The sequence below is a fragment of the Caulobacter sp. DWR3-1-2 genome, from assembly GCF_049896225.1.
In the GTDB taxonomy this organism is placed as follows: domain Bacteria; phylum Pseudomonadota; class Alphaproteobacteria; order Caulobacterales; family Caulobacteraceae; genus Caulobacter.
Genome location: NZ_JAFCTW010000001.1, coordinates 427,752 through 448,399, shown reverse-complemented (window position 1 = coordinate 448,399; position 20,648 = coordinate 427,752). Strand labels below are relative to the sequence as shown.

The window sequence follows — 20,648 nt, the reverse complement described above, 5'->3', positions numbered from 1 at the left end:
CGAACGCCGCAGCTCCCCTGGCTCACACCTGTCCGCGTCAGGCCGCCGCTTCAAGCGCCCTGTCGATGGCCTGGGCGATGTTTTCGCGACTTTCGGCGCCGACGACCGCGAGGCGACCACCGAAGATCGCGAACGGCACACCGGTGATCCCACCTTGCACGGCCATGGCGTGTTCGCGAGCCACGGTGTCCTTGTCGGCGCCCTGGGCCAGCAATTGCAGGATCACCACCGGATCCATGCCAGCGGCCTCGCCGATATCCGCCAGAACCTGGGGATCGCCGATGTCGCGACCGTCGGTAAAATAGGCGGCGAACAGGCCCTCGACCACGTCGTCCTGCTTGCCCGCCCCGTGCGCCCAACGGATCAACCGATGGGCGGCGCTGGTGTTGGGCGACAGGGCGATGTCGGCGAAATTGAAGACGATGCCTTCCTCGGCTCCCGCCTCCGTCAGGGCGGCGTGCACGGCCTTCAGCTTGACCGGATCCTTGAACTTGCCGGCCATATAGTCCTTACGATCAACGCCTTGTTCCGGAAGCGTCGGGTCCAACTGGTAGGGGCGCCAGACGATCAGTGGCTCGACGTCGGGCCGCAGGGCCACGGCCGACTTTACCCGTCGCCAGCCCAGATAGCACCAGGGGCAGACAACGTCGGCGACAAGGTCGATCAGCAGGGGCTGGCCCATGGCGCGGCCTTTCGAATAACTGGCGTCGCAGGCCACGTAAGACTGCGGCCGGTCTTGGGCAAGCCTTCAGGCGCTGTCGCGTTGCAGGGCTCTAGCGGCGGCGCGTTCCAAGGCGTGGACGGCGCTTTCGCCGCTCTCGATCTGGGCCACGCCGATGTCGAACTCGCAGACGAACGGCGCGCGATCGTCGCCGGCGTCGAAGGCGGTGCAGCCGATCACCGCAGCGATCCGTTCGGCCGCCGCGCGTCCCGCCGCCTGGTTGGTGGCGGGCAGGGCCAGGGCGAAGACCTCCGGCGCCAGGCGGGCGGCGGTGTCCTCCACGCGGACCAACCGCCCAACCATCGAGCCGATCTGCGGGATGGCGCGGTCCAGCCAGCCGTTCTTGCGGGCCCAGACGGTGTCGGGCTTGTCGGCGACCCGCAGCACGCAGATCGACAGCGGTCGGACCCGTTCGCGCGCCGCCCCGGCCAGCCGCACCAGGTGGGCGGCGAACAGGTCGCGGGTGAACAGACCCGTGGCCGCGTCCATCAGGCCCGAGCTACGGGCCTTTTCCAGCGCGCCTCGGATCGACTCGCCACGCCGATAGTTGCGGGCCAACTCGATGACGCGCCGGGCGGTCTCGATTTCGGGGGTCTCGGGAGAAGCGACGTCGGACACGCCGCGATGGAAGGCCTCCGAGGTGGTCACATAGCTCTCGGCCTTCAAATAGAGCAGGGCCGGGATGTGGAACAGCCGGGTGTTGCGCCGCATGCCGGCCGCGATCGACAGGGCTTCCTGCTGGTTGTCTCCGGCCCACAGCACGACGGCGTCGAAGGCCCGCTCGTGAAGATAGTCGAAGGCGGTGTAGGCCGTGAAAGCGCCGACCACGTCGGCCCCACTACGGGTCAGGGCGTTGGACAGGGCCAGGAACTGCGGCGCGGGCTCGCCGATCGCCAGGATCCGGAAGGGCTCGGCATGGGGTTCCGGCAGGTCCAGGCGGCGGCCGCGGTCGCCGAAGGTGGCCAGGCGAAGCTCGAACTCCTCCTCGGCGATGGCGGTGCGGACCAGGGATTCCAGGCGCAGCACGGCCTGGGCCGGGTGCAGCGGCGGCGACAGGGTCAGGTCGAAGGCCTGGTGGTGGGCGTCGGTCCCGGGCTCGCCGATGGCGATGACCGGCAGGCGACGCGGGGCCACGGCGGCCTTCAGGCGACGCGACAGCGAATGGGCGTCAGGGCCGGCGCTCTCGAGATCGACGATCACGGCTTCGATGTTCAGGTCGCCGAGCGCGGCGAGGGCGGCATAGGGGCCACGGGCGGTGATGGTCCGCCAGCCGAGCTTGTCGAGCCCTTCCGACAGCGGCCCAGCCCGGGAATCGTCACGCGCAACGATCAGAATTCGGGCGTTCACCGTCAACTCAAGCCTCCGCCCCGGATACCGGTATCGCTCGACGACGCAGCGCCGTCGAGATTCGACGCCGCAACATAGCAGAGGCGGACGGCGCTCATAGGTACGCATCGCCGCAGGGGCCAAGCGAGATGGGGATCAAAACGGGACTTGCATGACGAAGGGTCAGGATCGTTCAAATGCCAGAGGAAGCCGCGAGATTCGGCAGGAGGAAGACATGGCCCAAGGACCGCTATCTGGCTTGAAGGTGCTAGAATTCGCAGGGATCGGTCCGGGACCGTTCTGCGGGATGCTGCTGTCGGACCTCGGCGCCGACGTGGTGCGCATCGACCGCAAGGGCTCGGGGCGCAGTTCGCCCGCCGACGTCACGGCCCGGGGACGCCGCTCCGTGGCCCTGGACCTGAAGTCGCCGGCCGCGGTCGAGACCTGCCTGAAGCTGATGGAAAGCGCCGACGGGATCATCGAGGGCTTCCGGCCCGGCGTGATGGAGCGGCTGGGCCTGGGGCCTGACGTCGCCTTGGCTCGCAATTCAAAGCTCGTCTATGGCCGGATGACCGGTTGGGGCCAGACCGGGCCCTACGCCAAGGCCGCCGGCCACGACATGAACTATATCGCCATCACCGGCGCCCTGGCGGCGATCGGCACGACGGACAAGCCGGTGCCGCCCCTGAACCTGGTCGGCGATTTCGGCGGCGGGGCGCTCTACCTGGCGTTTGGCCTGTTGGCCGGGGTGATCCATGCCCGCTCGACGGGTCAGGGCCAGGTGATCGACTGCGCGATGAGCGACGGCGCGGCCTCGCTGATGGCCATGTTCTACGGTTTCAAGGCCGGCGGGATGTGGGGCGAAGGGCGGCGGTCCAACCTGCTCGATGGCGGAGCGCACTTCTACGACACCTATCAATGCAGTGACGGCAAATGGATCTCGATCGGCTCGATCGAACCGCAGTTCTATCTGCTGCTGCTTGAAAAGACCGGCATTACCGACCCTCAGTTCCAGCACCAGATGAGCCGCGAGGAGTGGCCAGAGCTTCACGACAAGCTGGCCGCCGTCATCGCCACCAAGACCCGCGACGACTGGTGCGCCCTGATGGACGGAACCGACGTTTGCTTCGCTCCGGTATTGACCATGGACGAGGCTCCCTCCCACGCCCACAACGCCGCCCGCCAGACCTTCGTCGAGGTGGCCGGCGTCATCCAGCCCGCGCCGGCCCCGCGTTTTTCGGCCACACCCGGCGTCATCCAGGGTCCGCCGCCCAAGATCGGCGCCGACAACGACCAGGCGCTAAGCGACTGGGGCTTCTCCGCCGAGGCGATCGGGGCGCTGCGGGAGCAGGGGGCGCTCTAGGCGAGACCTGACAGTCAGGCGCCATTCCCGTTCAGCCGCCATTCAGCCGCCGAGCCCTAGAACACACCTGCAACCGGCCGTCGCGCCACCCGTCCCTCGATGCGGCGATCGGTTCAGGTTCGTCCTGCGGAGCCCCGTCGCTTTCCCTGAAGCGGCGGGGCTTTGTGCTCCAGAACTCCGGTATCTCAGGCTTGACTTGCTTCAGCGGGATGACGCGGGCAGTTTCCGCCGAATGAAGCCACCCGCAGACCGCCTTCGCTTTCGGGATCTCGACCTCGATCCGATCCACTGGGTGCGAGAAATCCTGCGCGTCATGGGATTGGCCCTGCAGCGGCTGTGGGGCCGCGATGTCATGCTCTATGTCGGCGGGGTTTCGTTCTTCGTCCTGCTGGCGGTGTTCCCCGGCCTGGCGATCCTGATCGGCCTCTACACCTTGCTGTTGACTCCCGAACAGGCCGCCGCCCAGGCCGACAAACTGTCCTATCTGATGCCGTCCGGCGCGCGACCGATCTTTCAGAGCGAACTGGGTCGGCTGGCCCATGCGCCGGAGCAGGCGATCTCGGCCCAGAGCGCCGTGGTGCTGGTCATCGGCCTGTATGCCGCCCACCGGGGCTTCAAGGCCTTGCTGGCCGGCCTGTCCTTTATCCACGACGAGGAGAACCAACGCGGCTTCCTGGGCTTCAACTTCATGGCCCTCGTCGTGCTGGTCTGCGCGTTCGCTCTGCTGTTCGTGATGTCGGGCGTCTTCCTGACCTTCCGCCTGCTGTCCAGCACCCTGGACCTTCGGCCGCTGGAAGGCGCCTCCTGGATCCAGAGCGAATGGACCTGGGCCAGCCTGGGCCTGATGGTCGGCATGACCCTGGTCTATCGCTACGCCATGTCGCGCGTCCCTGTCGGATGGCGCGCGTCGATCGCCGGGGGCGCGGCGGCGGCGGTGCTTTGCGTCTTCATGTCCTGGGCCAGCGCATTCTATGTCGAGCAGGTGGCCCATCTGGGCGCGACCTACGGCTCAATCTCGGCGGTGATCATTTTCCTGATCTGGCTGTCCTGGAGCGTCAATGCGGTGTTCTTTGGCGGGGCCCTGGCCACCGAGATGGAGATCGCCCTGGAAGAACGGCCAAGGGCCTTGCTCGAAGGCCCCAAGGCCGTGCTGCTTAAAGCGCCTTCGCCACCAGAAAGCTGATCGCCCCGTTCGGCGCGTCGACAACCTCAACGACTGTGGCCCCGGCGCTGGCGGCGAAGTGGGGCACGTCGATGCGCGCCAGCGGATCGTCGGAGATCAGGCGCACCTGAGCTCCAGGCGCGGCCTCTTCCAAAGCGCGGCGCAGGCGTAGGGTCGGCACCGGACAGCGGTGGCCCCGGGCGTCGACCAGGCGGGCCTCAGCCATCGAACACCGCCTCAGCCTGGGCCTGGGACAGGATGCGATACCCGCCTGGCGCCAGGTCAGTCGGCAGGGAAAGACCGCCGATTCGCTCGCGATGCAAACCCGTCACGTGATTGCCGACGGCGGCGAACATCCGGCGCACCTGGTGATAGCGGCCCTCGGTGATCGTCAGCCGCGCCCCGCGCTCGCCCAGCACTTCAAGCTCGGCCGCGAGCAACGGTTTTTCTTCGCCTTCCAGCATCAGGGTTCCGCTGGCGAAGGCCGCGACCTCGGTTCCGGTCAGGGGCCGATCCAGGGTGGCGTGATAGACCTTGGGCACGTGGCGCTTAGGTGAAATCACCCGATGCAGGAAGTCGCCGTCATCGGTGATCAGCAGCAGGCCGGAGGTATCCTTGTCCAGCCGCCCGACGCTCGACAGGGCCGGGTCGCGAATCTGCCAGCGCTTGGGCAGCAGGTCATAGATCCGCTCGCCGTCCTCGCGGTGCGAACAGACCAGGCCCAATGGCTTGTGCATCAGCAAGATCAGCGGCGCGGGGGGATCGACCGGGACGCCGCGAATCTTCATTTGGCTTGGCAGATCAGCAGTGACGGCGATCTTTTGACCGGCGTCCTTGATCGGAACGCCGTCGAGCGTGACCTTGCCGCCCGAGACCAGGGCCTGGACGTCGCGCCGGCTGCCGTAGCCAAGATTGGCCAGCAGACGATCCAGGCGCGCCATCAAGGCTTTTGTCACTTGCGGGCCTCGTAGACCTTGAAGCCGCCGGCGTCGGCCACCGGGCGAACGGTCTTGAAGTGCTCGTTCAACACCGCCTCATAGGGCAGGTGGCGATTGGCGACGATCCACAGCACGCCGCCCTTGCGCAACATGGCCGCCGACGCGGTGATGAAGGCTTGGCCCAGGCCCTTGTCCTCGCCGACTGCGTCGTGGAAGGGCGGGTTGGTGACCACGAAGTCCAGGCCGGTCAACAGTTCCGCGCCGCGGCGGGCGTCGGCCCAAAGCACTTCGACCCGCAGGTCGGCGACATTGCGCTTGGTGGCCTCGACTGCCCGGCGGTCAAGGTCGACCAGGCTCAGCTTGGTGACCTTGGGCGAGGTCAGGATGGCGTGCGCCAGCACGCCGACGCCGCAGCCCAGATCGACGCCGACGCCGCTCATCGGCGGCAGGGACTTCAGCAGCAGGGCCGAGCCGGGGTCCAGCCGATCCCAGCTGAACACGCCCGGCTGGGTCCAGAGGCCGTCGCCGTCCAGACGACGCGGCGCGCCCTCGGCGATCGCGGCGTCGATCCCTGTCAGGCTCGTGGGCTTCAGGGTCACGCAGATGCGCTGGTGGCGCTTGGCGCTTTCGCCGATCGAGCACCCGAACGCCGCCAGTTCCTTGTTCATCCGCAGGCCACCACGATCCTTCGGGGCCAGGGCGGTCAAGCGCCCCTCGACCTTCAGCACGCGCAGGGCCTGGGCCAGAACATAGCGCCGCTCGGCCACGCCGGGAGGGGCCTGGATAACGATCTCGTCCAGCGCGCCTTCGGCCAGGTCGGCCAGGTCGGTCGAGTCCGTCACCAGGGGCGAGACCTGAACCGCACCGCCGGGCACGTCGACTAGATCAAGAAGTGGAGAGCCATAGACGGCGACGCGAGGAATATCGGACATGAAACGGATCTCGGGAGATGTGGCGGGCAGGGTGGGATTCGAACCCACGGTGGACTTTCACCCACGGCGGTTTTCAAGACCGCTGCCTTAAACCACTCGGCCACCTGCCCGGAGCATGGGCCTATATCAGCGGTCGCGCGCCGGCTCTAGTCGATTTCCAGTCTGTTTGGTCGCACCCTGGATTAACCAGACCTCAAACCTCCTGCACGATCTTGTCACCTGAGATTGTATGGTTGGAGCGGTTTGTTGGACCTGCTGCGCGAAAGTCGAGGCGGAACGCGCGTGCTGCGCGGACTGGCCGTGGCCGCCCTGGGCTCGGCCGGGCTGGTGGCCTGCGCCACACCGCAACCGCGTCTGGCGATCCACCAGGCTCCGTCGGCGAGACCCTATTCCGGTCCACCGGCGCCCGGTTCGACCACCGGTTTGCGTGGCACCGAAAAGCCGTATCAGATCAAGGGCGTCTGGTACTATCCCAAGGCCGATCCGCGCTATGACGAGCAGGGGATCGGTTCCTGGTACGGTGAGCAGTTTCATAATCGCCGCACCGCCAATGGCGAGATTTTCGACATGGACATGCCGTCGGCGGCGCACAAGACGCTGCCGCTACCGAGCGTCGTCGAGGTCACCAATCTGGACAATGGCCGCAAGATGAAGCTGCGGGTTAATGACCGCGGGCCGTTCGTCGACGGCAGGATCATCGACCTGTCCAAAGCCGCCGCCGAACAGTTGGGTTATGGCCGAGCCGGCGTCGCTCACGTCCGGGTTCGGTACATAGGGCCAGCGGGCAAGACGCCTTTCGATGAGCGTCGAATCATCGCCGCCGCGCCGCCACAGTCTGAATCGCGTTACGCGCCGCCCACCAAGGCCCGGGTCTATGCTGGCGGTCTGCCACCAGCTCAGCCAGCCTACGGCGCGACGCCCCCGCCGAAGGCCCCCGATCGGGACTATGCCGCGTCTCTTCCCATGGTCGACGCGCCCCCTGCGCCATCCGCGTCGCCCGCGCCATCCGCGCCGATCGCGACGATCGCGACGAGCTATCGCATCCAGGCCGGCTCCTTCGCCAATCTCGACAACGCCGAGCGCGCCGCCGCGCAGCTGAGCGGAGCGGGGCGGGCCTCGATCGAGCCCGTAGAGCGCAGCCAAGGCGTCCTGTACCGCGTGGTTGTCACGGCCGGATCCGACGAGGGCGAGGCCTTCGGCATGCGCGATCGGGTCGCCGCCTTGGGCTTTTCAGACGCGACGGTTCTTCGACCTTAAAGGGGTCTGGACAAGAGGCGCGATCCGGCCGAATTGAAGCCGGTGACCAACGGTGTTTTCATCAGTTTCGAAGGCGGCGAGGGGGCTGGAAAGTCCACCCAGATCCGTCGTCTGGCCGAGCGCCTGAAGGCGGACGGCGCCGACGTGGTGCTGACCCGTGAGCCGGGCGGCAGCCCCGGGGCCGAGCAGATTCGCGACCTGATCCTGAACGGCGAGGTCGATCGCTGGTCGCCGATCACCGAGACCCTGCTGATGTACGCTTCGCGTCGTGATCATCTGGAACGGGTGATACGCCCCGCTTTGCAACGCGGAGCGATCGTGCTGTGCGATCGCTTCGCCGACAGCACCCAGGCCTATCAAGGCGCGGGGGGCGACGCGCCGCTCTCGCTGATCAAGGCGCTGGAGGACCATGTCCTGGGCGGCACGCTTCCCGACCTGACCCTGATCTTCGACCTGCCCGCCCAGGCGGGGCTGGAGCGCGCCATGGCGCGAGGCGGCGAGGCGAGGTTCGAGTCCAAGGGCATTGAATTCCATGAACGCCTGGGCGCGGCCTTCCTCGAGATCGCCCGGCGCGAACCGGAGCGCTGCGTGGTCATCGAGGCGGCCGGCGATATCGACGCGGTGTGGACCGATGTCTGGAACGCCGTTTCCACGCGATTGGGTCTCTGAACGTGGACGCGCCGCCGCATCCTCGCGACGTCTTTCGCATCGACGGCGTGGAGAGCGCCGAACTGGCCTTCCTCGACGCCCTGGATCGCGGCAGGCTCCACCATGCCTGGCTGCTGACGGGGCCGGAGGGCGTCGGCAAGGCGACCCTGGCCTATCGCATGGCCCGCCGTCTGTTGGGCGCCAGGCCCGATCCCGCCTTCGGGCCGCTGGGCGCCTCGCCCACCGACGTGGTCAGCCGCCAGGTCGCCGCCCGCTCTCACCCCGACCTGATGGTGCTGGAGCGCGAGACCGACGACGGCAAGGCCCGCAAGTCGATCCCCGTGGACGAGGCGCGCCAATTGCCGGCCTTCTTCGCTAATTCGCCGGCTGTTTCGCCCTACCGGGTGGCGATCATCGACGCGGCCGACGACCTGAACGTCAACGCCGCTAACGCTGTTCTGAAAACGCTCGAGGAACCGCCGGCCAAGGCCGTGATCCTGCTGGTCAGTCATTCGCCGGGTCGGCTGCTGCCCACCATCCGCTCGCGTTGCCGCCGCCTGGTGGTGCCCGCCCCCGACATGGCAAAAGCGGCCGCCATGGTCGAGGAACGGGCGGGGGTCTCGTCACATGACGCCGATCGCCTGGCCCGCATGGCCAAGGGCGCGCCGGGACGAGCCCTGCAGCTGGCCGCTGCGGGAGCCCTGGCCGCCGACGACGCGGCCGGTGAGATCCTGCGCAAGCTGCCGGACCTGGACGAGGGCGCGTTGCTGGCCCTGGCCGACACTTTCAAGGGAGCCGAGGGCGCGGGCCGCTTCGAGTTGCTGTTCGATCGGCTGGGCGACCAGATCCACGCCATGGCCACCGGCATGGCCGGCGAGGGCGTGCCTGCGGGCCTGGACCGCTGGGTGGCCGCTTGGGAGAAGATCATGCGCGCTCCGGGGGAGGCCGAGGCCATCAACCTCGACCGCGCCGACGTCTTTTGGACCGCGATCATGGACTTGCGCGCCGCCGCCCGAGCGGCGAACTAGCGCCATGCTGATCGACAGTCATGTAAACCTGCACGCCAAACAATACGACGAAGACCGCGACGCGGTGATCGATCGCGCTCGCCTCGCCGGCATCCAACTGATGGTGACGATCTGCGACAAGATCCCGTCCTTCGAAGCCGTTCACGCCATCGCCATGGCCCAGGACGACATCTGGTGCACGGTCGGGGCTCATCCGCACGAGGCCAAGGATCATATCGACCTGACGACCGAGCGCCTGGTCGAACTGGCGGGGCGGCCCAAGGTGATCGGCATCGGCGAGACCGGCCTCGACTTCCACTATGATTTCAGCCCGCGCGACGTGCAGGCCCTGGTGTTTCGCGCCCATGTGGCGGCGGCGCGCCAGACCGGCCTGCCGCTGGTGGTTCACACCCGCGAAGCCGACGAACTCATGGGCGACATCCTTGAGGAGGAACACGCTCGCGGACCGTTCAAGATCCTGATGCATTGCTATACCAGCGGGGCGGACCTCGCGAAACGGATGGCGGCCTTGGGAGCGTGGTTCTCGGTTTCGGGTATCGCCACCTTCAAGCAGGCCCAAGACGTGCGGGACATCGTCGCCGACATGCCGGAAGGCAAGATCATTCTTGAGACCGACTGTCCCTACCTGGCGCCCGTGCCGATGCGTGGTCGGCGCAATGAGCCCGCTTACCTGCCTCATGTCCTCGACAAGCTGGCCGAAATCCGTGGCTGGAGCCGGGCGGAAGCCGAGCAACGCACCGAGGACGCCTTCTTCGCATTGTTTGACCGGATTCCTCGCCCGTGACCGCAAGGCTGGAGTTCACGATCCTGGGCTCCGGCTCGTCCGGCGGCGTGCCGCGCGCGGACGGCAACTGGGGTGATTGCGATCCGGCCGAGCCTAAGAACCTGCGGACGCGTTGTTCGATGCTGGTCCGCCGGCCAGGCGGGCAGGGCGCGACCGAGGACACCACCGTGGTGGTCGATACCGCGCCGGATTTCCGGTTGCAGGCGGTGAGGGCGGGGGTCAAGCGGGTGGACGCTTGCCTGTTCACCCATGACCACGCCGACCAGGCCCATGGCATTGACGACCTGCGGCCCTTCTTCCTCAACCAGCGACGGCGAGTGCCGACGCATATGGACGAGGCCACCTCGATCAGCCTGCACAAACGCTTCGACTACATCTTCGAAAGTCGCGGAGGTTATCCCGCCATCTGCGAGGCGAGACCCGTGCCGTCTTTCGGTGAGGCCTGGTCCATTGAAGGTCCGAGCGGGGCGATCCCGGTGACGACCTTCGATGTCGATCATGGCGAGATACGGGCCGTTGGCTACCGGTTTGGCGGCGTGGCCTATACGCCCGACGTGCTCGACATCCCCGACGAAAGCTGGTGGGCGCTGGCGGATCTGGACGTCTGGATCGTCGACGCCCTACGCTGGACTCCGCATCCTACTCACGCCCACGTGGCCAAGGCGCTGGACTGGATCGCACGCGCCAAGCCGCGTCGCGCCATCCTGACCAATCTTCACATCGATCTGGATTTCAACGCCCTGGCGGCGAAACTTCCGCCTGGCGTTGAGCCGGCCTATGACGGGTTGCGGTTCGAGGTCTGAGAGCCGTCGGGTCCTGGATCAGTCCGAGCTCTTGTCACCCGCCGCGAGCGCTTGAATACCGGCCGGCGTGATCACCCATCCGGCCCCGGTCCGCTCGGCCAGGCCCAACTCGGTCAAGGCGCGCGCGTCGGCGATATTGATCCAGTCGACATGCTCCCCCGCCTTTTTGCGAGAAAGGTTCGCCAAGGCGGTGAATTGGCCTGAAGACAGCGTCATTCTACTCCCCGCCTGACAGTTGACCATGAGCGGCGACGACGCGGCGGCCGCTGACGCGTTCAAGCGCCTGATGCATTCGCAGGATCTGGCCGCCAAGGCTGGTGACGTCATCTTGGAGTTGGGCGTTGCGGCGTTTGAGGTCGTCGTTTTCTCGGCGGACGATCTGCGCGTCATCGTCGGTCATAGGTCAGCGCCGCTTGTGTCGATCATGGGGGTGTGTCGAATCACCGCGCGAAGCAGCATCGCCCGCCGCGGTGTCAGGTCCGCAGCTTTCAGCTCCAGCCGAGCGCCCTCGACGATCTGGCCCTTGTGGCGATTGCCCAGGAAGAACGCCTCCGCCCGGATTTCCCGCGCGGACACCTTCTGCCTTCCGATGGACTCCAGCAACGCGCTCCAGGGCGTCATCCGCAGACCACATGCTCTGTCGCTCGCGGCCGTGGAAGGTCGGACATGACGTCCTTTCAGGCCAGCGATCCCGCGAAACGCGGGGCGAACACTGACGTCACCTTCTATAACGCGATCCTACCCCAATAGCTTCCGACGGTTTCACCGGGTAGGCGCCGCGCCTCCTGAAGCCGCCCGCAGCCGGCCAGGAAATTCGTCGGGCTCGCCAGGTAGCGCACCGCCAGCGCCTTGACCGTGTCGTCCAACGTCCGGTCGCCATAGGCCGCAGCAACGGCCGTGAACAGCGGCAGGGCTTCGGGCGCGGCCTCTTCAGGTTTCAACTCGGGATAGGGAAAGCTGGCCTCGCGGCCCACTTGGGGCGCCCAGGAAACTGAACGCCGCGCGCGGGCCACAGCCGTCCTCGGTTTGATAGCGCCACAGATCAAGGTCCACGCAGCGGCCGAACTGCGCCGTGCCAACCAGCGCCTCCAGCGCGAAGCGAAGCCGGCCAACGGCGCGCCATAAGCAGGTTGCGGCCGTGAAAACGCAGGCCATTCCTCTGGCCTGAGCCCGGTCGACGATCGCAGGGATTTTATCGCGCCGGACCTAGGGTTTAACCCCATGGCGGCCAGTCTTGGTCAACGGCAATCTGGAATGGCTCGCGGTCGAGGCGTCACCCCCGATAGCCCTTGACGGCCGTGGTTTGCTCATCCCCCAAGAGCCGAGCCACGGTGGCGGGTCGAGAGCCGATCGGCGTGTCCCGACGCATGCCCGGTCGGCTCTCTCTACCGCTAATCATCGGTCACGCTGAAGATAAGGTGCTCGGACCCCATGGCCGGGCCCGGCTCGCTGTGCGCCGTTGCATCCAGGCATCTCGATGAAGCGAGGTTGGCCTTCGATGCATCGGGGGGGGGGGGGGGGGGGCCGCGGCGCAGCCAGTCGCTAGGCCTCGATCAGCCTGTTGCGAATGGCGTAGCGCACGATGTCGGCGAGCGAATGCGCGCCCAATTTGCGCATGATGTTTCCGCGGTGGCTCTCGACCGTCTTGACGCTGATGTCCAGCATCGAGGCGATAACCTTGTTGCTGCGGGATTCCGCGAGCAGCTGAACGATCAGCAGCTCGCGCGTCGTCAGCGCCTCCGAGCCCTCAATGACCCCGCCAAGGCCGTGTCCTCTAGGGGACGGATAGCTGCGCAGAACAGCGGCGGTTATGCCGGGACAGAAGTAGGGCTTGTGGTTCAACAGGGACGCCACGGCGGCGATGATGTTTTCCGTCGACGCCGACTTCAGTACGAACCCTCGCGCGCCGGCGCTCAGCACTTCGCGAACCAGTTGCTCGCTGTCATGCATCGTGAAGATGAGCAATTCGGTGTGGGTCTTCAGCTTCCGAACGTCTCGCGCAACGATGACGCCGCTCAGATCCGGCATGCTGATGTCCAGGATCATGACGTCGGGCGTTAGTTCCTTGGCCATCCGCACCGCGTCTCGGCCATTTGAGGCCTCACCGCAGATCGTCCACCCTGGCTGGGACTCGAGCGCCTCGCGCAAACCCGCCCTGACGATGGAATGATCGTCGGCCAGCAAGATTGTGGGCGAACTTGTCGATAGCATCGAAAACTCTCGGTGGAATAGTGAAGACGCGCGTTAATTCTCTACTTCCGTTTGAAATAGATGGTGAATTCGCCGCGCAAGGTTGCAACAAGCTGCAGCATTGAGATTAGGAATCGCTTGGGGGCACATATTGGTAGGTGCAAAAGGCGTTCGATCTGGCGGGTCTCGCGGGAGACCCTTCTGTTCACCGGCGGCTTGCTGCTGCTGATCGGCTCGTTTCAAGATCTTGTCGAGTGTCCTGGCGCCGAACGCAGCACTCGCGCCACCGCCCGCGCCGCTGGCCGAACGACCGGTCGGCATCGTGATTTCCCCCTTGCAGCGGCGACCGCCTATCGCGAGCGCCCCCGGGCCGAGACGGGCCACAAGGCCACAAGGGTGTCGCCATCCACCACATGATAGGTGTCGTAGAGGTTTACGGTGGGATCGCAGTGCGGCGCGCCCAGGATCACCCGGTCGCCCAAGGCGGGCGCCGCTTGGCCTGAGGGTGGCAGGATGGCCCCGTGCTCGTCGCCCATGAAAAAATAGCGCGAGCCTTCCGGCGCGCCGCCCAGCACTTTTGGCGGTTCGGCGTCGGTCGACATGGCCTTGAAGCCCGCATCGACAGTGGCCATGCCGGGGTTGTTGGCGCTGACCACTCGGGCGTCGATCAGCAGCGACGCCTCGTAGGGACTGGCGTCCGCGCCGTCGCCGGCGATGTCGCAGATCAGGTACTGGCCGTCCATGAACACGTAGGAGCCGACCTGGAACTCGGTGAAGATTCCAAGCTCGGCGTCGATGCGGTGTGAACCCGTACCCGAGCCGGATACGATGGGCGGCGGGCCTCCAGCTGCGGTCAAGGCTTCGATCACCGAGCGGATATAGTCGCCGCGGCCCTCCAGGTTGGCCTTGCGGTCGGCGAAACTCTCGATGTGCTGCTGCATGCCGCAATAGCATTGCAGCCCAGCATAGATCAGTCCGGGCTGGCCGCCGATGGCCTCCAACAGCGCGACCGCGGCCTCGGGCGAGGCGACGCCGGTGCGGTGGATGCCCGGATCCAGATCGATCATGACCTTCAGCGGCTTCCCGGCCGCGGCGGCGGCCAGGCCGAGCGCCGCGATATTGGCAGGGTGATCGGTAACGACCATCAGGTCGGTCGTCACGGCGTTGAGGGCGATCAGGCGCGCGATGGCCGGGGTTGAAACCACGGGCGAGGTGATCAGCAGGCCGTTCGTCACCCCGCCTTCGGCAAGGGCCTCGGCCTCGCCGATCTTGGCGCAGCACAGGCCCACGGCGCCGGCCGCAAGTTGCAGCTTGGCGATGTCGACGCTCTTGTGGGTCTTGGCGTGGGGACGCAGCTTCAGACCCTTGCCAGCGGCAAACTCGGCCATGCGGGCGATATTGCGTTCCAAGGCAGGCTTGTCGATCACCAGCACCGGCGTGTTGAGATCACGACGCGAGCCTTGGGCGCCGATCAGGTGGGCGTGCAGGTCGTGGTCGGTCATGGCGCGGTTCCGATCAGAGGCCGAAAAGTTCGGTCAGGTGTGTATTGGCGAACTTGCCGGTCGGGTCCCAGGTCTTGCGCGCGGCCAGGAAATCGGCGGCGCGCGGATAAAGCCTGTGGACGTCGGCGGCGGTCAGCGTGTGTCGCTTGGCCCAGTGTGGTCAGCCCGCGCCGTCGCGCAGACCCGACTCCATCTCGGCGAAGGCTGGCCGCCAGGGCAGCTTGGCGTATTGATGGAACGAGATCGAGGCGCAGGTCCAGCGTTGAACGGGCTTATCCAGATGTCGTCACCAGCCGCGAGGCGAAACTCGAACGGAAAGCTGATCGGCAATCTGCGCTTGCGGATGTGATCGATGGACGGCATCCACCACGACCTGCGAAGAAACCCAAGGGCGCTCGAGGGCGTAAGGGGAGGGTCGGCATGCCCCGTGGGCATAGTCAGGAATATATTCCTAACACCCTAGCGCGCCCGGGATTGTCCGCCTTGCCGACCAGTGAAGATAGGACAATATTCCTAACGATCCACTTTGCACACCTAGAATATAGTCTTATGGTCGGCACCGACAGTCTGGCGCTAGAAGAGATTAAAATTACTCCCGAGATGATCGAGGCGGGGGCTGACGTCGTATGGCGGGCTTTCGGCGACATCATGTCTTTCGGGAATGAGACTGGCGGAGCGACGGCAGTCGTGGTCTTTCTGGCCATGTTGCCTCTATCACCGTTAGAGCGGTGACCATGGCGTCAGCGTAGCGCGCCAGCGCTTGCGCGGTCTCTGCATACCAAGTGAACTCCTTGTGCAGGTTCTTTTGGCTTAGCTTTGAGGCGCGTGGGTTTCCTAAGAAATAGGCCGGACCTACCTCAATCGCCTGCGAAAGATTGCCGTCCCTATCCTCAAAAATACCCATCCCCAATTCGCATGGGGCATGCAGGGCGTCGTTGCGCCGTTCCGCAAGCGTTCCCGATACATAGTCGGTCAGCCATTTGATTTCGGCCTTGGCCTTAGGTCGTATCTCCCAAACGTCCTCTTTGTTGGCGCGCAGTGCAGCTAGCAGCATTCCGCGCTGCCCTCGGTCGCTTTGCACGGAGTACCAGACGGCCATTCCCACTTGATTGTTGATGGCGGCGGCTATGCTGAACAGGACGCCCAAGCGCTCATGCAGCAGATTCCAGTAGTAAGCGACCTCGCCTACGACGCTAGTGTGCCTAGCGAAGGCGCGCTCTATGGCCTCCTGGGCGCTCATCTTTTCGCCCGCGTCCGCACTCATGCTAGCCTCCTGACATGAAAGACGATCAGCACCTAGAAGACGAAACCGCGCGCCGCCGTGACAGGTGGTCAAGCGTATGCTCGACACCCCGCCACAGCCTAAGGTGAGTCCCAAGAAGCGGAAGCCTTCCGCCGACGCTTCCGCGCCTGCCGCAAAGCCTGAAACCTAAACGTAGGCTTCGTCAGCTTGTCGGTACGTCAGGCGCTTGCCGATCGTACCTTTGGTCGCAGCGTCCGTCCGTTCCCCATCGTTGAAGCCCAGCAGGGCGCCGGTGTTGTGGCGGAACCCAAACTCAGTGACGTAAAGGTTCAGGTGCTTCTCAGAGCAGCGCTGATACACGCGACCGCGACGTGAAAGACCTTGGCTCGACGCTGGCTGAGCATCCGCTTCAGGGCGTCGGTGCTGGGATGAGCCGCGTGCCAGCCCTGGACGATCCAGGCTCGGGGCCGCAGCGCTCGCACGACATCCGCCCCCGAGGCGTCGTACATGCCGTGATGCCCCGCGACGGCGACCTCGACCGGGCCCGCGACTTGGGCGGCGGGGGTCTCGGCGTCGCGCAAAGGCGGGGCGCCGTCGAAGGTGGCGAAAGCGTGAGAATCATTGTTTGTCTACGCGCCTAAGTAATATTATCAGCAATAATGTTATGACTCCTAGCCACCGAATTTGAGGTTTCCAAGATCCTTGCAAACCGCCGGCTTTCACGACGTTCCCGCTTGCGAATGTCCCAACGCACTGACGTGACTCCATAATCCATGAGAATCTCAGTCTCAGATTTTGGAGTCAGAACCCGGACCAATTGGAGTCAGTTGCGGAGTTTGGAGTCAGCCACCCCCGCGCCCCCAAAGGCTTTCGCATTCTCAGGGTTTGGAGTCTTTTGACACGCTCTCACTAACGGAATGAAAATCCCAGACGCTCTCCAGCAGCATGGTGCGGGTCACCAGCCGGCTGGCGTGGCGCATCAGATATTCCAGCAGCTGAAATTCCCGCTTCAGATAGGCGGCGGCTTCCTTGTCGTCCTCGACCAGCAACAGCTTCATGCGATCAACCTGCCTCTATTCGTGCGGAGAGGAAGGGCAAATCGCCCAGGAGGCGTCACCAATCGCCTAGCCGCTCGCCCCAGAAGACCGCGGCTTCGCGCGCTCGCAGCGTGGCCTCCGCGTCGTTCAAATAGTCACGAGTCATCGGAACGGCGTCTTGCCGGCGGGCGAGCTGCACCTGGAACACCACGACCTGTTCGTAGCGAAAGGCTGTCTCCGACATCGCCAGATAGTACTCCCACATCCGACAGAAGCGCTCGTCGAACATCGCCACCGCCTCGTCGCGGCGGGCCATGAAGGCCTGCCGCCAAGCCCGCAAAGTCTCGGCGTAGTGCAGCCGCAGCACCTCGATGTCGGTAACCACCAGGCCCGACCGCTCGACCGCCTTGAGGATATCCGACAGCGACGGCAGATGGCCGCCCGGGAAGATGTAGCGGGTGATCCATGGATTGGTGACGCTGGGCTCGTCCGAGCAACCGATGGTGTGCAGCAGCATCACGCCGTCATCGGTCAGGCGCTCGCGGCAGGTTCGGAAGAAGGTCTCGTAGTTTCCCAGGCCGACATGCTCGAACATCCCGACCGAGACGATGCGGTCGAACCGGCCCTCGACCGCGCGGTAGTCGGTCAGGGCGAAGCGGGCCCGGTCCGCCAGCCCTGACGCCCGGGCCCGAGCTTCGGCACGCGCGATCTGTTCCTCGGACAGGGTGACGCCCAACACCTCCGCCACACGCGCGACGCCGGACAGATAGAGCGCCAGGCCGCCCCAGCCGCACCCGATGTCCAGCACCCGATGGTCCGGTTTCAGCAGCAGCTTGGCGGCGATATGGCGCTTCTTGGCTCGCTGGGCGTCGGCCAGGCTCTGGCCCGGATGCTCGAAATAGGCGCAGGAATATTGCCAGTCCGGATCCAGGAACAGGGCGTAGAACGCGTCGCCCAGGTCGTAGTGATGAGCGACATTGCGGCGCGATCGACGCGGATCATTGCGCTGGCGCCAGAGCTGGGTCGCGATGCGAAGGCGGTCTAACGCCCGGACGATCGGCGATGGGTTTGGCGGGCCGTCATTGTCGAGGATCAGGCTGAGGAAGTCGTAGATCGAGCCGCGCTCCATCACCAGCCGACCATCGGTGAACAGCTCGCCGGTCCGCATGTCGGGGTCTAGCAGCAGGGTCCAGACAGCGGGGTTGTCGATCAGGCGGGCGATGATCGGCTCGCCTGCGCCATCGCCGAACACCAGGCGCTCGCCGGAAGGTGCGATCAGCGTCAGGGCGCCGCGCGGGACCAGCGGCGTCAGCGCCTTGCCCAGCGCCCAGGCCGCCAGGCTCACGAGGCCAGGCTCGTGAGCGCCGTGACAGCCCGATCCCGCCTGACCGGAAGGCGGGCGAAGATCTCAGCGCCCGTTGCCGCAAAGCGCGCCTGGCCAAACCGGTCCAGCACTCGTGAGCGCGCGACCTCGCCCATCGTCGCCAGCTTGTCCGGCGCAAGCAGCAACCGCTTCAAACCCTTGGCCAAGTCCTCGCTATCGCAGGGCGCGACGACCCGTCCCGTCAGCCCGTCCACGACGCTGTAGGGCATCTCGCCCACGGCGGTGACCAAGGCCGGCAGGCCGGCTTGCATCGCCTCGTGCACCGCGATGCACAGGCCCTCGCGCCGCGAGGGTTGCAGATAAAGATGCAGTCCGCTCAGGAACTCGCGCGGCGTGTCGCAAAAGCCGGTTAGGAACACATTGTCCAGGCCCGCCTGGTCAATCATGGCCTGCAGCCGTTCTCGCTGCGCGCCCTCCCCGGCGATGCGAACCTCGAACGGTGTCGGCGAGCGAAAGCCGGTCGCGCGCAGGTGCGCCAGGGCCTTGATCAGCACGTCGTAGCCCTTGGCGGGGTGCAAACGGCCGAGCGCGCCCAACTGGAGCGTCTCGCCTGGCCGCCAGGGCGTCGCCTGTGGCGCGCTCGCATCGGCGGCGAACAGCGGCCAGGTCGCGAGGCGATCGGCCTTCACATTCAATCGCGAGGCGGTCAGGGTCGTGACGCTCTGAGAGTCTCCGATCCACAATCCCGAAAGTCCCTGGGTCGCGCGCAGCAGCAGCCGATTAGCGGGCTTCAGGAAGGCGTTATGCTGCCAGCTGACGACGGGCACGCGGCGGCGCAGCCCGACGATCTGACCCAGCAAGGTGGCGCGGGTCAGCGAGGTCCAGATCAGGTCTGGCTGTTCCTCGGCGACGATGCGGTCGAGCCAAGCCAGGGCGTCGACCTGATCGCGCTCGCCGCCCTGCCTGACATGGACCTTGAGCCCCTGGCGGGTCATCGGCGGCAGAGCCCGGCCGTCACGTTGCGTCAGGGCGAGAATCTCAACGTCCGCGCCCTGGTCGGCCAAAACCTTGGCCACGGCCGGAACCGGGAGGGCCGCTCCGCCGCCCTCAAGGGAGTTGATCACGTAGAAGATGCGCATCAGAACGCCCCTGTTCCGATGCGCGCCGGCTCGTGTTCAACAACCGCCGATCCGATCGGCAGATCGAGCCAGGCCTGCCCCGCGAACCGCGCAACGGCGCGCGCCGCGCGCTCGGACGAGGGTTCGTCGGTCAGGTCGAAACTCTCGTCGAACAGGGCCTCCTGGACCGGCCGCCAGACGGTCTCATGCTCCTGACGGGACTGGGTTATGGCTGCGCCCAGATCGGCGACATCCTCGATCACCGGACCCGCGCGCCAATGACCGAAGTTGGGGTCGCCGGTCCAGGCGAAACGGTGGCTGTTGAGGAAGACGCACGGCCGGGGCTTGAGCAGGAACTCGTAGACCTGGCTGCTGGCGTCGCCGAGATAGAGATCGGCGCGCTGTGTGTAGGCCATGGTCGTCGAGGCCCGGCTGCCCAGGTCGATATGGATGTTGGGTGCGCGCAGGTAGCGCTCCTCGATCCGGCCGGCGCGGTCGAGCCGCAGCTTGTCGATCGTCGCCACGAACGGTCGCTCGAACAGCATGACGTGGGGCGCGAAGACCAGGTTGTGGTCATCGTGCTCGACGAACCAGTCCAGCACCTGGCGACCGGCCTCGTACCAGGACGACAGGTGTGGTGAGACGTGAGGGTTGTACAGCGCAACGGGCCGGCCGTCGTCGAGCAGCGGATGGGTCGACGCCTTCGCGGGCAGCAGGTCGAACTTGGGGTAGCCGACGATCGAGATCCTGGTCGGATCGACGCCGGTCTCATGGACCAACCGGTCGCGGATCTTGCGGCCGGAGACCAGCACATGGTCGAACCCGGCGCTGGCCTTGTCGAAACCGATGGCGCGATCGCCGGCCCCATGGCGGGTGTGAACGATCTTCAGGTCGCGAAGGCCATAGCGGGTCTTGAGGATCAGCGAGGTCTTCTCGGCGACCACCAGCACGTCGAGCGACCGAAAAAAGTCGAGGTTGTCGCTGTAGACCAGCAGTTTGGTCGCTGGCAGCACCGCCTCGGTCGTGGCGGCCAGCAGCCTGGACGTACGCCGGGTCAGGCCCAGCTCGACCAGGTCCACGCCGTGGCCGATCAGGCCCCCGCCCAACCGGATCACTTCGGCGGTTAGGCGGCGATTGGTGGTGGCCACCACGATGTCCAGGTCAGTGCCGCCGCGCGCCAAGGCCAAGGCGATCGGCAGGCTGTGGGCGACCTGATGGACCTGATCGTGGTTGAAGAGGAATCCAATGCGCATAATCCAACGACGCCAGGCC

General features: G+C 66.0%; 23 protein-coding genes, 1 tRNA gene and 1 pseudogene. 8 read left to right on the top strand and 17 right to left on the bottom strand.

Translation table 11 applies throughout. The annotated features are described in order from the left end of the window. Positions 1–37: 37 nt before the first annotated feature. Both ACP696_RS02105 and ACP696_RS02100 read right to left on the bottom strand, forming a co-directional pair. Positions 38–682: a DsbA family oxidoreductase gene (locus ACP696_RS02105; protein ID WP_426011450.1), complete on the bottom strand. Its 645-nt coding sequence runs from the start codon at positions 680–682 to the stop codon at positions 38–40. Positions 683–748: 66 nt separating this feature from the next. Then, complete coding sequence (locus ACP696_RS02100; RefSeq protein WP_426011451.1) at positions 749–2,074, bottom strand: diguanylate cyclase domain-containing protein; 1,326 nt, start codon at positions 2,072–2,074, stop codon at positions 749–751. A gap of 208 nt (positions 2,075–2,282) precedes the next feature. On the opposite strand from ACP696_RS02100, the gene ACP696_RS02095 reads away from it, so the two are divergent. Both ACP696_RS02095 and ACP696_RS02090 read left to right on the top strand, forming a co-directional pair. Next, positions 2,283–3,410, top strand: coding sequence for a CaiB/BaiF CoA transferase family protein (locus tag ACP696_RS02095; RefSeq protein ID WP_426011452.1), 1,128 nt, complete (start codon positions 2,283–2,285; stop codon positions 3,408–3,410). Positions 3,411–3,642: 232 nt separating this feature from the next. Next, complete coding sequence (locus tag ACP696_RS02090) at positions 3,643–4,593, top strand: YihY/virulence factor BrkB family protein (RefSeq protein ID WP_426011453.1); 951 nt, start codon at positions 3,643–3,645, stop codon at positions 4,591–4,593. On the opposite strand, the gene ACP696_RS02085 is transcribed toward ACP696_RS02090, so the two are convergent. From ACP696_RS02085 to ACP696_RS02070, 4 genes are all read right to left on the bottom strand, one after another. Next, positions 4,565–4,798, bottom strand: coding sequence for a sulfurtransferase TusA family protein (locus tag ACP696_RS02085; RefSeq protein WP_426011454.1), 234 nt, complete (start codon positions 4,796–4,798; stop codon positions 4,565–4,567). The two genes, ACP696_RS02090 and ACP696_RS02085, sit on opposite strands and share 29 nt — an antisense overlap. Further along, a complete protein-coding gene (locus ACP696_RS02080; protein WP_426011455.1) occupies positions 4,791–5,528 on the bottom strand; it encodes a pseudouridine synthase in 738 nt (245 codons plus the stop codon). Before ACP696_RS02080 ends, ACP696_RS02085 begins: the two co-directional genes overlap by 8 nt. After that, positions 5,525–6,442: a class I SAM-dependent methyltransferase gene (locus ACP696_RS02075; protein ID WP_426011456.1), complete on the bottom strand. Its 918-nt coding sequence runs from the start codon at positions 6,440–6,442 to the stop codon at positions 5,525–5,527. Before ACP696_RS02075 ends, ACP696_RS02080 begins: the two co-directional genes overlap by 4 nt. A gap of 20 nt (positions 6,443–6,462) precedes the next feature. Beyond that, positions 6,463–6,552: transfer RNA gene (locus ACP696_RS02070), tRNA-Ser, on the bottom strand. 136 nt (positions 6,553–6,688) lie between these two features. On the opposite strand from ACP696_RS02070, the gene ACP696_RS02065 reads away from it, so the two are divergent. From ACP696_RS02065 to ACP696_RS02045, 5 genes are read left to right on the top strand one after another with little or no spacing between them, the layout of a single operon-like run. Further along, complete coding sequence (locus ACP696_RS02065) at positions 6,689–7,699, top strand: septal ring lytic transglycosylase RlpA family protein (RefSeq protein ID WP_426011457.1); 1,011 nt, start codon at positions 6,689–6,691, stop codon at positions 7,697–7,699. Positions 7,700–7,741: 42 nt separating this feature from the next. Further along, positions 7,742–8,368: a dTMP kinase gene (gene tmk, locus ACP696_RS02060; protein WP_426011458.1), complete on the top strand. Its 627-nt coding sequence runs from the start codon at positions 7,742–7,744 to the stop codon at positions 8,366–8,368. A gap of 2 nt (positions 8,369–8,370) precedes the next feature. Then, on the top strand, positions 8,371–9,375 hold the full coding sequence (locus ACP696_RS02055) for a DNA polymerase III subunit delta' (protein WP_426011459.1): 1,005 nt from the start codon (positions 8,371–8,373) through the stop codon (positions 9,373–9,375). A 4-nt stretch (positions 9,376–9,379) separates the two neighbouring features. After that, positions 9,380–10,159, top strand: a complete 780-nt coding sequence (locus tag ACP696_RS02050; protein ID WP_426011460.1) for a TatD family hydrolase — start codon at positions 9,380–9,382, stop codon at positions 10,157–10,159. Further along, positions 10,156–10,962 carry an MBL fold metallo-hydrolase gene (locus ACP696_RS02045; protein WP_426011461.1) on the top strand — a complete coding sequence of 269 codons (807 nt, stop codon included), beginning with the start codon at positions 10,156–10,158 and terminating at the stop codon, positions 10,960–10,962. The genes ACP696_RS02050 and ACP696_RS02045 overlap by 4 nt, the downstream gene beginning before the upstream one ends. 18 nt (positions 10,963–10,980) lie before the next feature. Here ACP696_RS02045 and ACP696_RS02040 read toward each other — a convergent pair whose 3' ends face one another. Next, positions 10,981–11,178, bottom strand: coding sequence for a hypothetical protein (locus ACP696_RS02040; protein WP_426011462.1), 198 nt, complete (start codon positions 11,176–11,178; stop codon positions 10,981–10,983). Positions 11,179–11,203: 25 nt separating this feature from the next. Here ACP696_RS02040 and ACP696_RS02035 point away from each other — a divergent pair, with 25 nt between their 5' ends. Next, the gene (locus tag ACP696_RS02035) at positions 11,204–11,632 is read left to right on the top strand and encodes a hypothetical protein (protein ID WP_426011463.1); all 429 of its coding nucleotides are present in this window, start codon (positions 11,204–11,206) and stop codon (positions 11,630–11,632) included. Between the two features lie 55 nt (positions 11,633–11,687). Here ACP696_RS02035 and ACP696_RS02030 read toward each other — a convergent pair whose 3' ends face one another. From ACP696_RS02030 to ACP696_RS01985, 10 genes and pseudogenes are all read right to left on the bottom strand, one after another. Then, positions 11,688–11,936: a hypothetical protein gene (locus ACP696_RS02030; RefSeq protein WP_426011464.1), complete on the bottom strand. Its 249-nt coding sequence runs from the start codon at positions 11,934–11,936 to the stop codon at positions 11,688–11,690. A 568-nt stretch (positions 11,937–12,504) separates the two neighbouring features. Beyond that, on the bottom strand, positions 12,505–13,173 hold the full coding sequence (locus ACP696_RS02025) for a response regulator (RefSeq protein WP_426011465.1): 669 nt from the start codon (positions 13,171–13,173) through the stop codon (positions 12,505–12,507). A gap of 329 nt (positions 13,174–13,502) precedes the next feature. Next, positions 13,503–14,654 (bottom strand): DSD1 family PLP-dependent enzyme, encoded by a 1,152-nt coding sequence (locus tag ACP696_RS02020; protein ID WP_426011466.1) that lies wholly within the window; start codon positions 14,652–14,654, stop codon positions 13,503–13,505. A gap of 13 nt (positions 14,655–14,667) precedes the next feature. Continuing rightward, positions 14,668–14,790, bottom strand: coding sequence for a D-arabinono-1,4-lactone oxidase (locus ACP696_RS02015; protein WP_426011828.1), 123 nt, complete (start codon positions 14,788–14,790; stop codon positions 14,668–14,670). Positions 14,791–15,300: 510 nt separating this feature from the next. Beyond that, a complete protein-coding gene (locus ACP696_RS02010; protein ID WP_426011469.1) occupies positions 15,301–15,918 on the bottom strand; it encodes a hypothetical protein in 618 nt (205 codons plus the stop codon). A gap of 308 nt (positions 15,919–16,226) precedes the next feature. Then, entirely contained in the window at positions 16,227–16,478 is a 252-nt protein-coding gene (locus ACP696_RS02005) for a hypothetical protein (protein ID WP_426011470.1), read from the bottom strand. Between the two features lie 336 nt (positions 16,479–16,814). Further along, a pseudogene (locus ACP696_RS02000) lies at positions 16,815–16,904 on the bottom strand (winged helix-turn-helix domain-containing protein); the annotation flags it as partial. Positions 16,905–17,010: 106 nt separating this feature from the next. Further along, positions 17,011–18,279: a class I SAM-dependent methyltransferase gene (locus tag ACP696_RS01995; RefSeq protein ID WP_426011471.1), complete on the bottom strand. Its 1,269-nt coding sequence runs from the start codon at positions 18,277–18,279 to the stop codon at positions 17,011–17,013. Further along, on the bottom strand, positions 18,276–19,397 hold the full coding sequence (locus ACP696_RS01990) for a glycosyltransferase family 4 protein (RefSeq protein WP_426011472.1): 1,122 nt from the start codon (positions 19,395–19,397) through the stop codon (positions 18,276–18,278). Before ACP696_RS01990 ends, ACP696_RS01995 begins: the two co-directional genes overlap by 4 nt. Beyond that, on the bottom strand, positions 19,397–20,629 hold the full coding sequence (locus ACP696_RS01985) for a hypothetical protein (RefSeq protein ID WP_426011473.1): 1,233 nt from the start codon (positions 20,627–20,629) through the stop codon (positions 19,397–19,399). Before ACP696_RS01985 ends, ACP696_RS01990 begins: the two co-directional genes overlap by 1 nt. Positions 20,630–20,648 lie beyond the last annotated feature (19 nt).

Coding starts and splice junctions, on each gene's coding strand:
- ACP696_RS02105 (WP_426011450.1), bottom strand. CDS start 682: ATGGGCCAGCCCCTGCTGATCGACCTTGTCGCCGACGTTGTCTGCCCC.
- ACP696_RS02095 (WP_426011452.1), top strand. CDS start 2,283: ATGGCCCAAGGACCGCTATCTGGCTTGAAGGTGCTAGAATTCGCAGGG.
- ACP696_RS02090 (WP_426011453.1), top strand. CDS start 3,643: ATGAAGCCACCCGCAGACCGCCTTCGCTTTCGGGATCTCGACCTCGAT.
- ACP696_RS02085 (WP_426011454.1), bottom strand. CDS start 4,798: ATGGCTGAGGCCCGCCTGGTCGACGCCCGGGGCCACCGCTGTCCGGTG.
- ACP696_RS02075 (WP_426011456.1), bottom strand. CDS start 6,442: ATGTCCGATATTCCTCGCGTCGCCGTCTATGGCTCTCCACTTCTTGAT.
- ACP696_RS02050 (WP_426011460.1), top strand. CDS start 9,380: ATGCTGATCGACAGTCATGTAAACCTGCACGCCAAACAATACGACGAA.
- ACP696_RS02040 (WP_426011462.1), bottom strand. CDS start 11,178: ATGACGCTGTCTTCAGGCCAATTCACCGCCTTGGCGAACCTTTCTCGC.
- ACP696_RS02035 (WP_426011463.1), top strand. CDS start 11,204: ATGAGCGGCGACGACGCGGCGGCCGCTGACGCGTTCAAGCGCCTGATG.
- ACP696_RS02025 (WP_426011465.1), bottom strand. CDS start 13,173: ATGCTATCGACAAGTTCGCCCACAATCTTGCTGGCCGACGATCATTCC.
- ACP696_RS02020 (WP_426011466.1), bottom strand. CDS start 14,654: ATGACCGACCACGACCTGCACGCCCACCTGATCGGCGCCCAAGGCTCG.
- ACP696_RS02010 (WP_426011469.1), bottom strand. CDS start 15,918: ATGAGTGCGGACGCGGGCGAAAAGATGAGCGCCCAGGAGGCCATAGAG.
- ACP696_RS01990 (WP_426011472.1), bottom strand. CDS start 19,397: ATGCGCATCTTCTACGTGATCAACTCCCTTGAGGGCGGCGGAGCGGCC.
- ACP696_RS01985 (WP_426011473.1), bottom strand. CDS start 20,629: ATGCGCATTGGATTCCTCTTCAACCACGATCAGGTCCATCAGGTCGCC.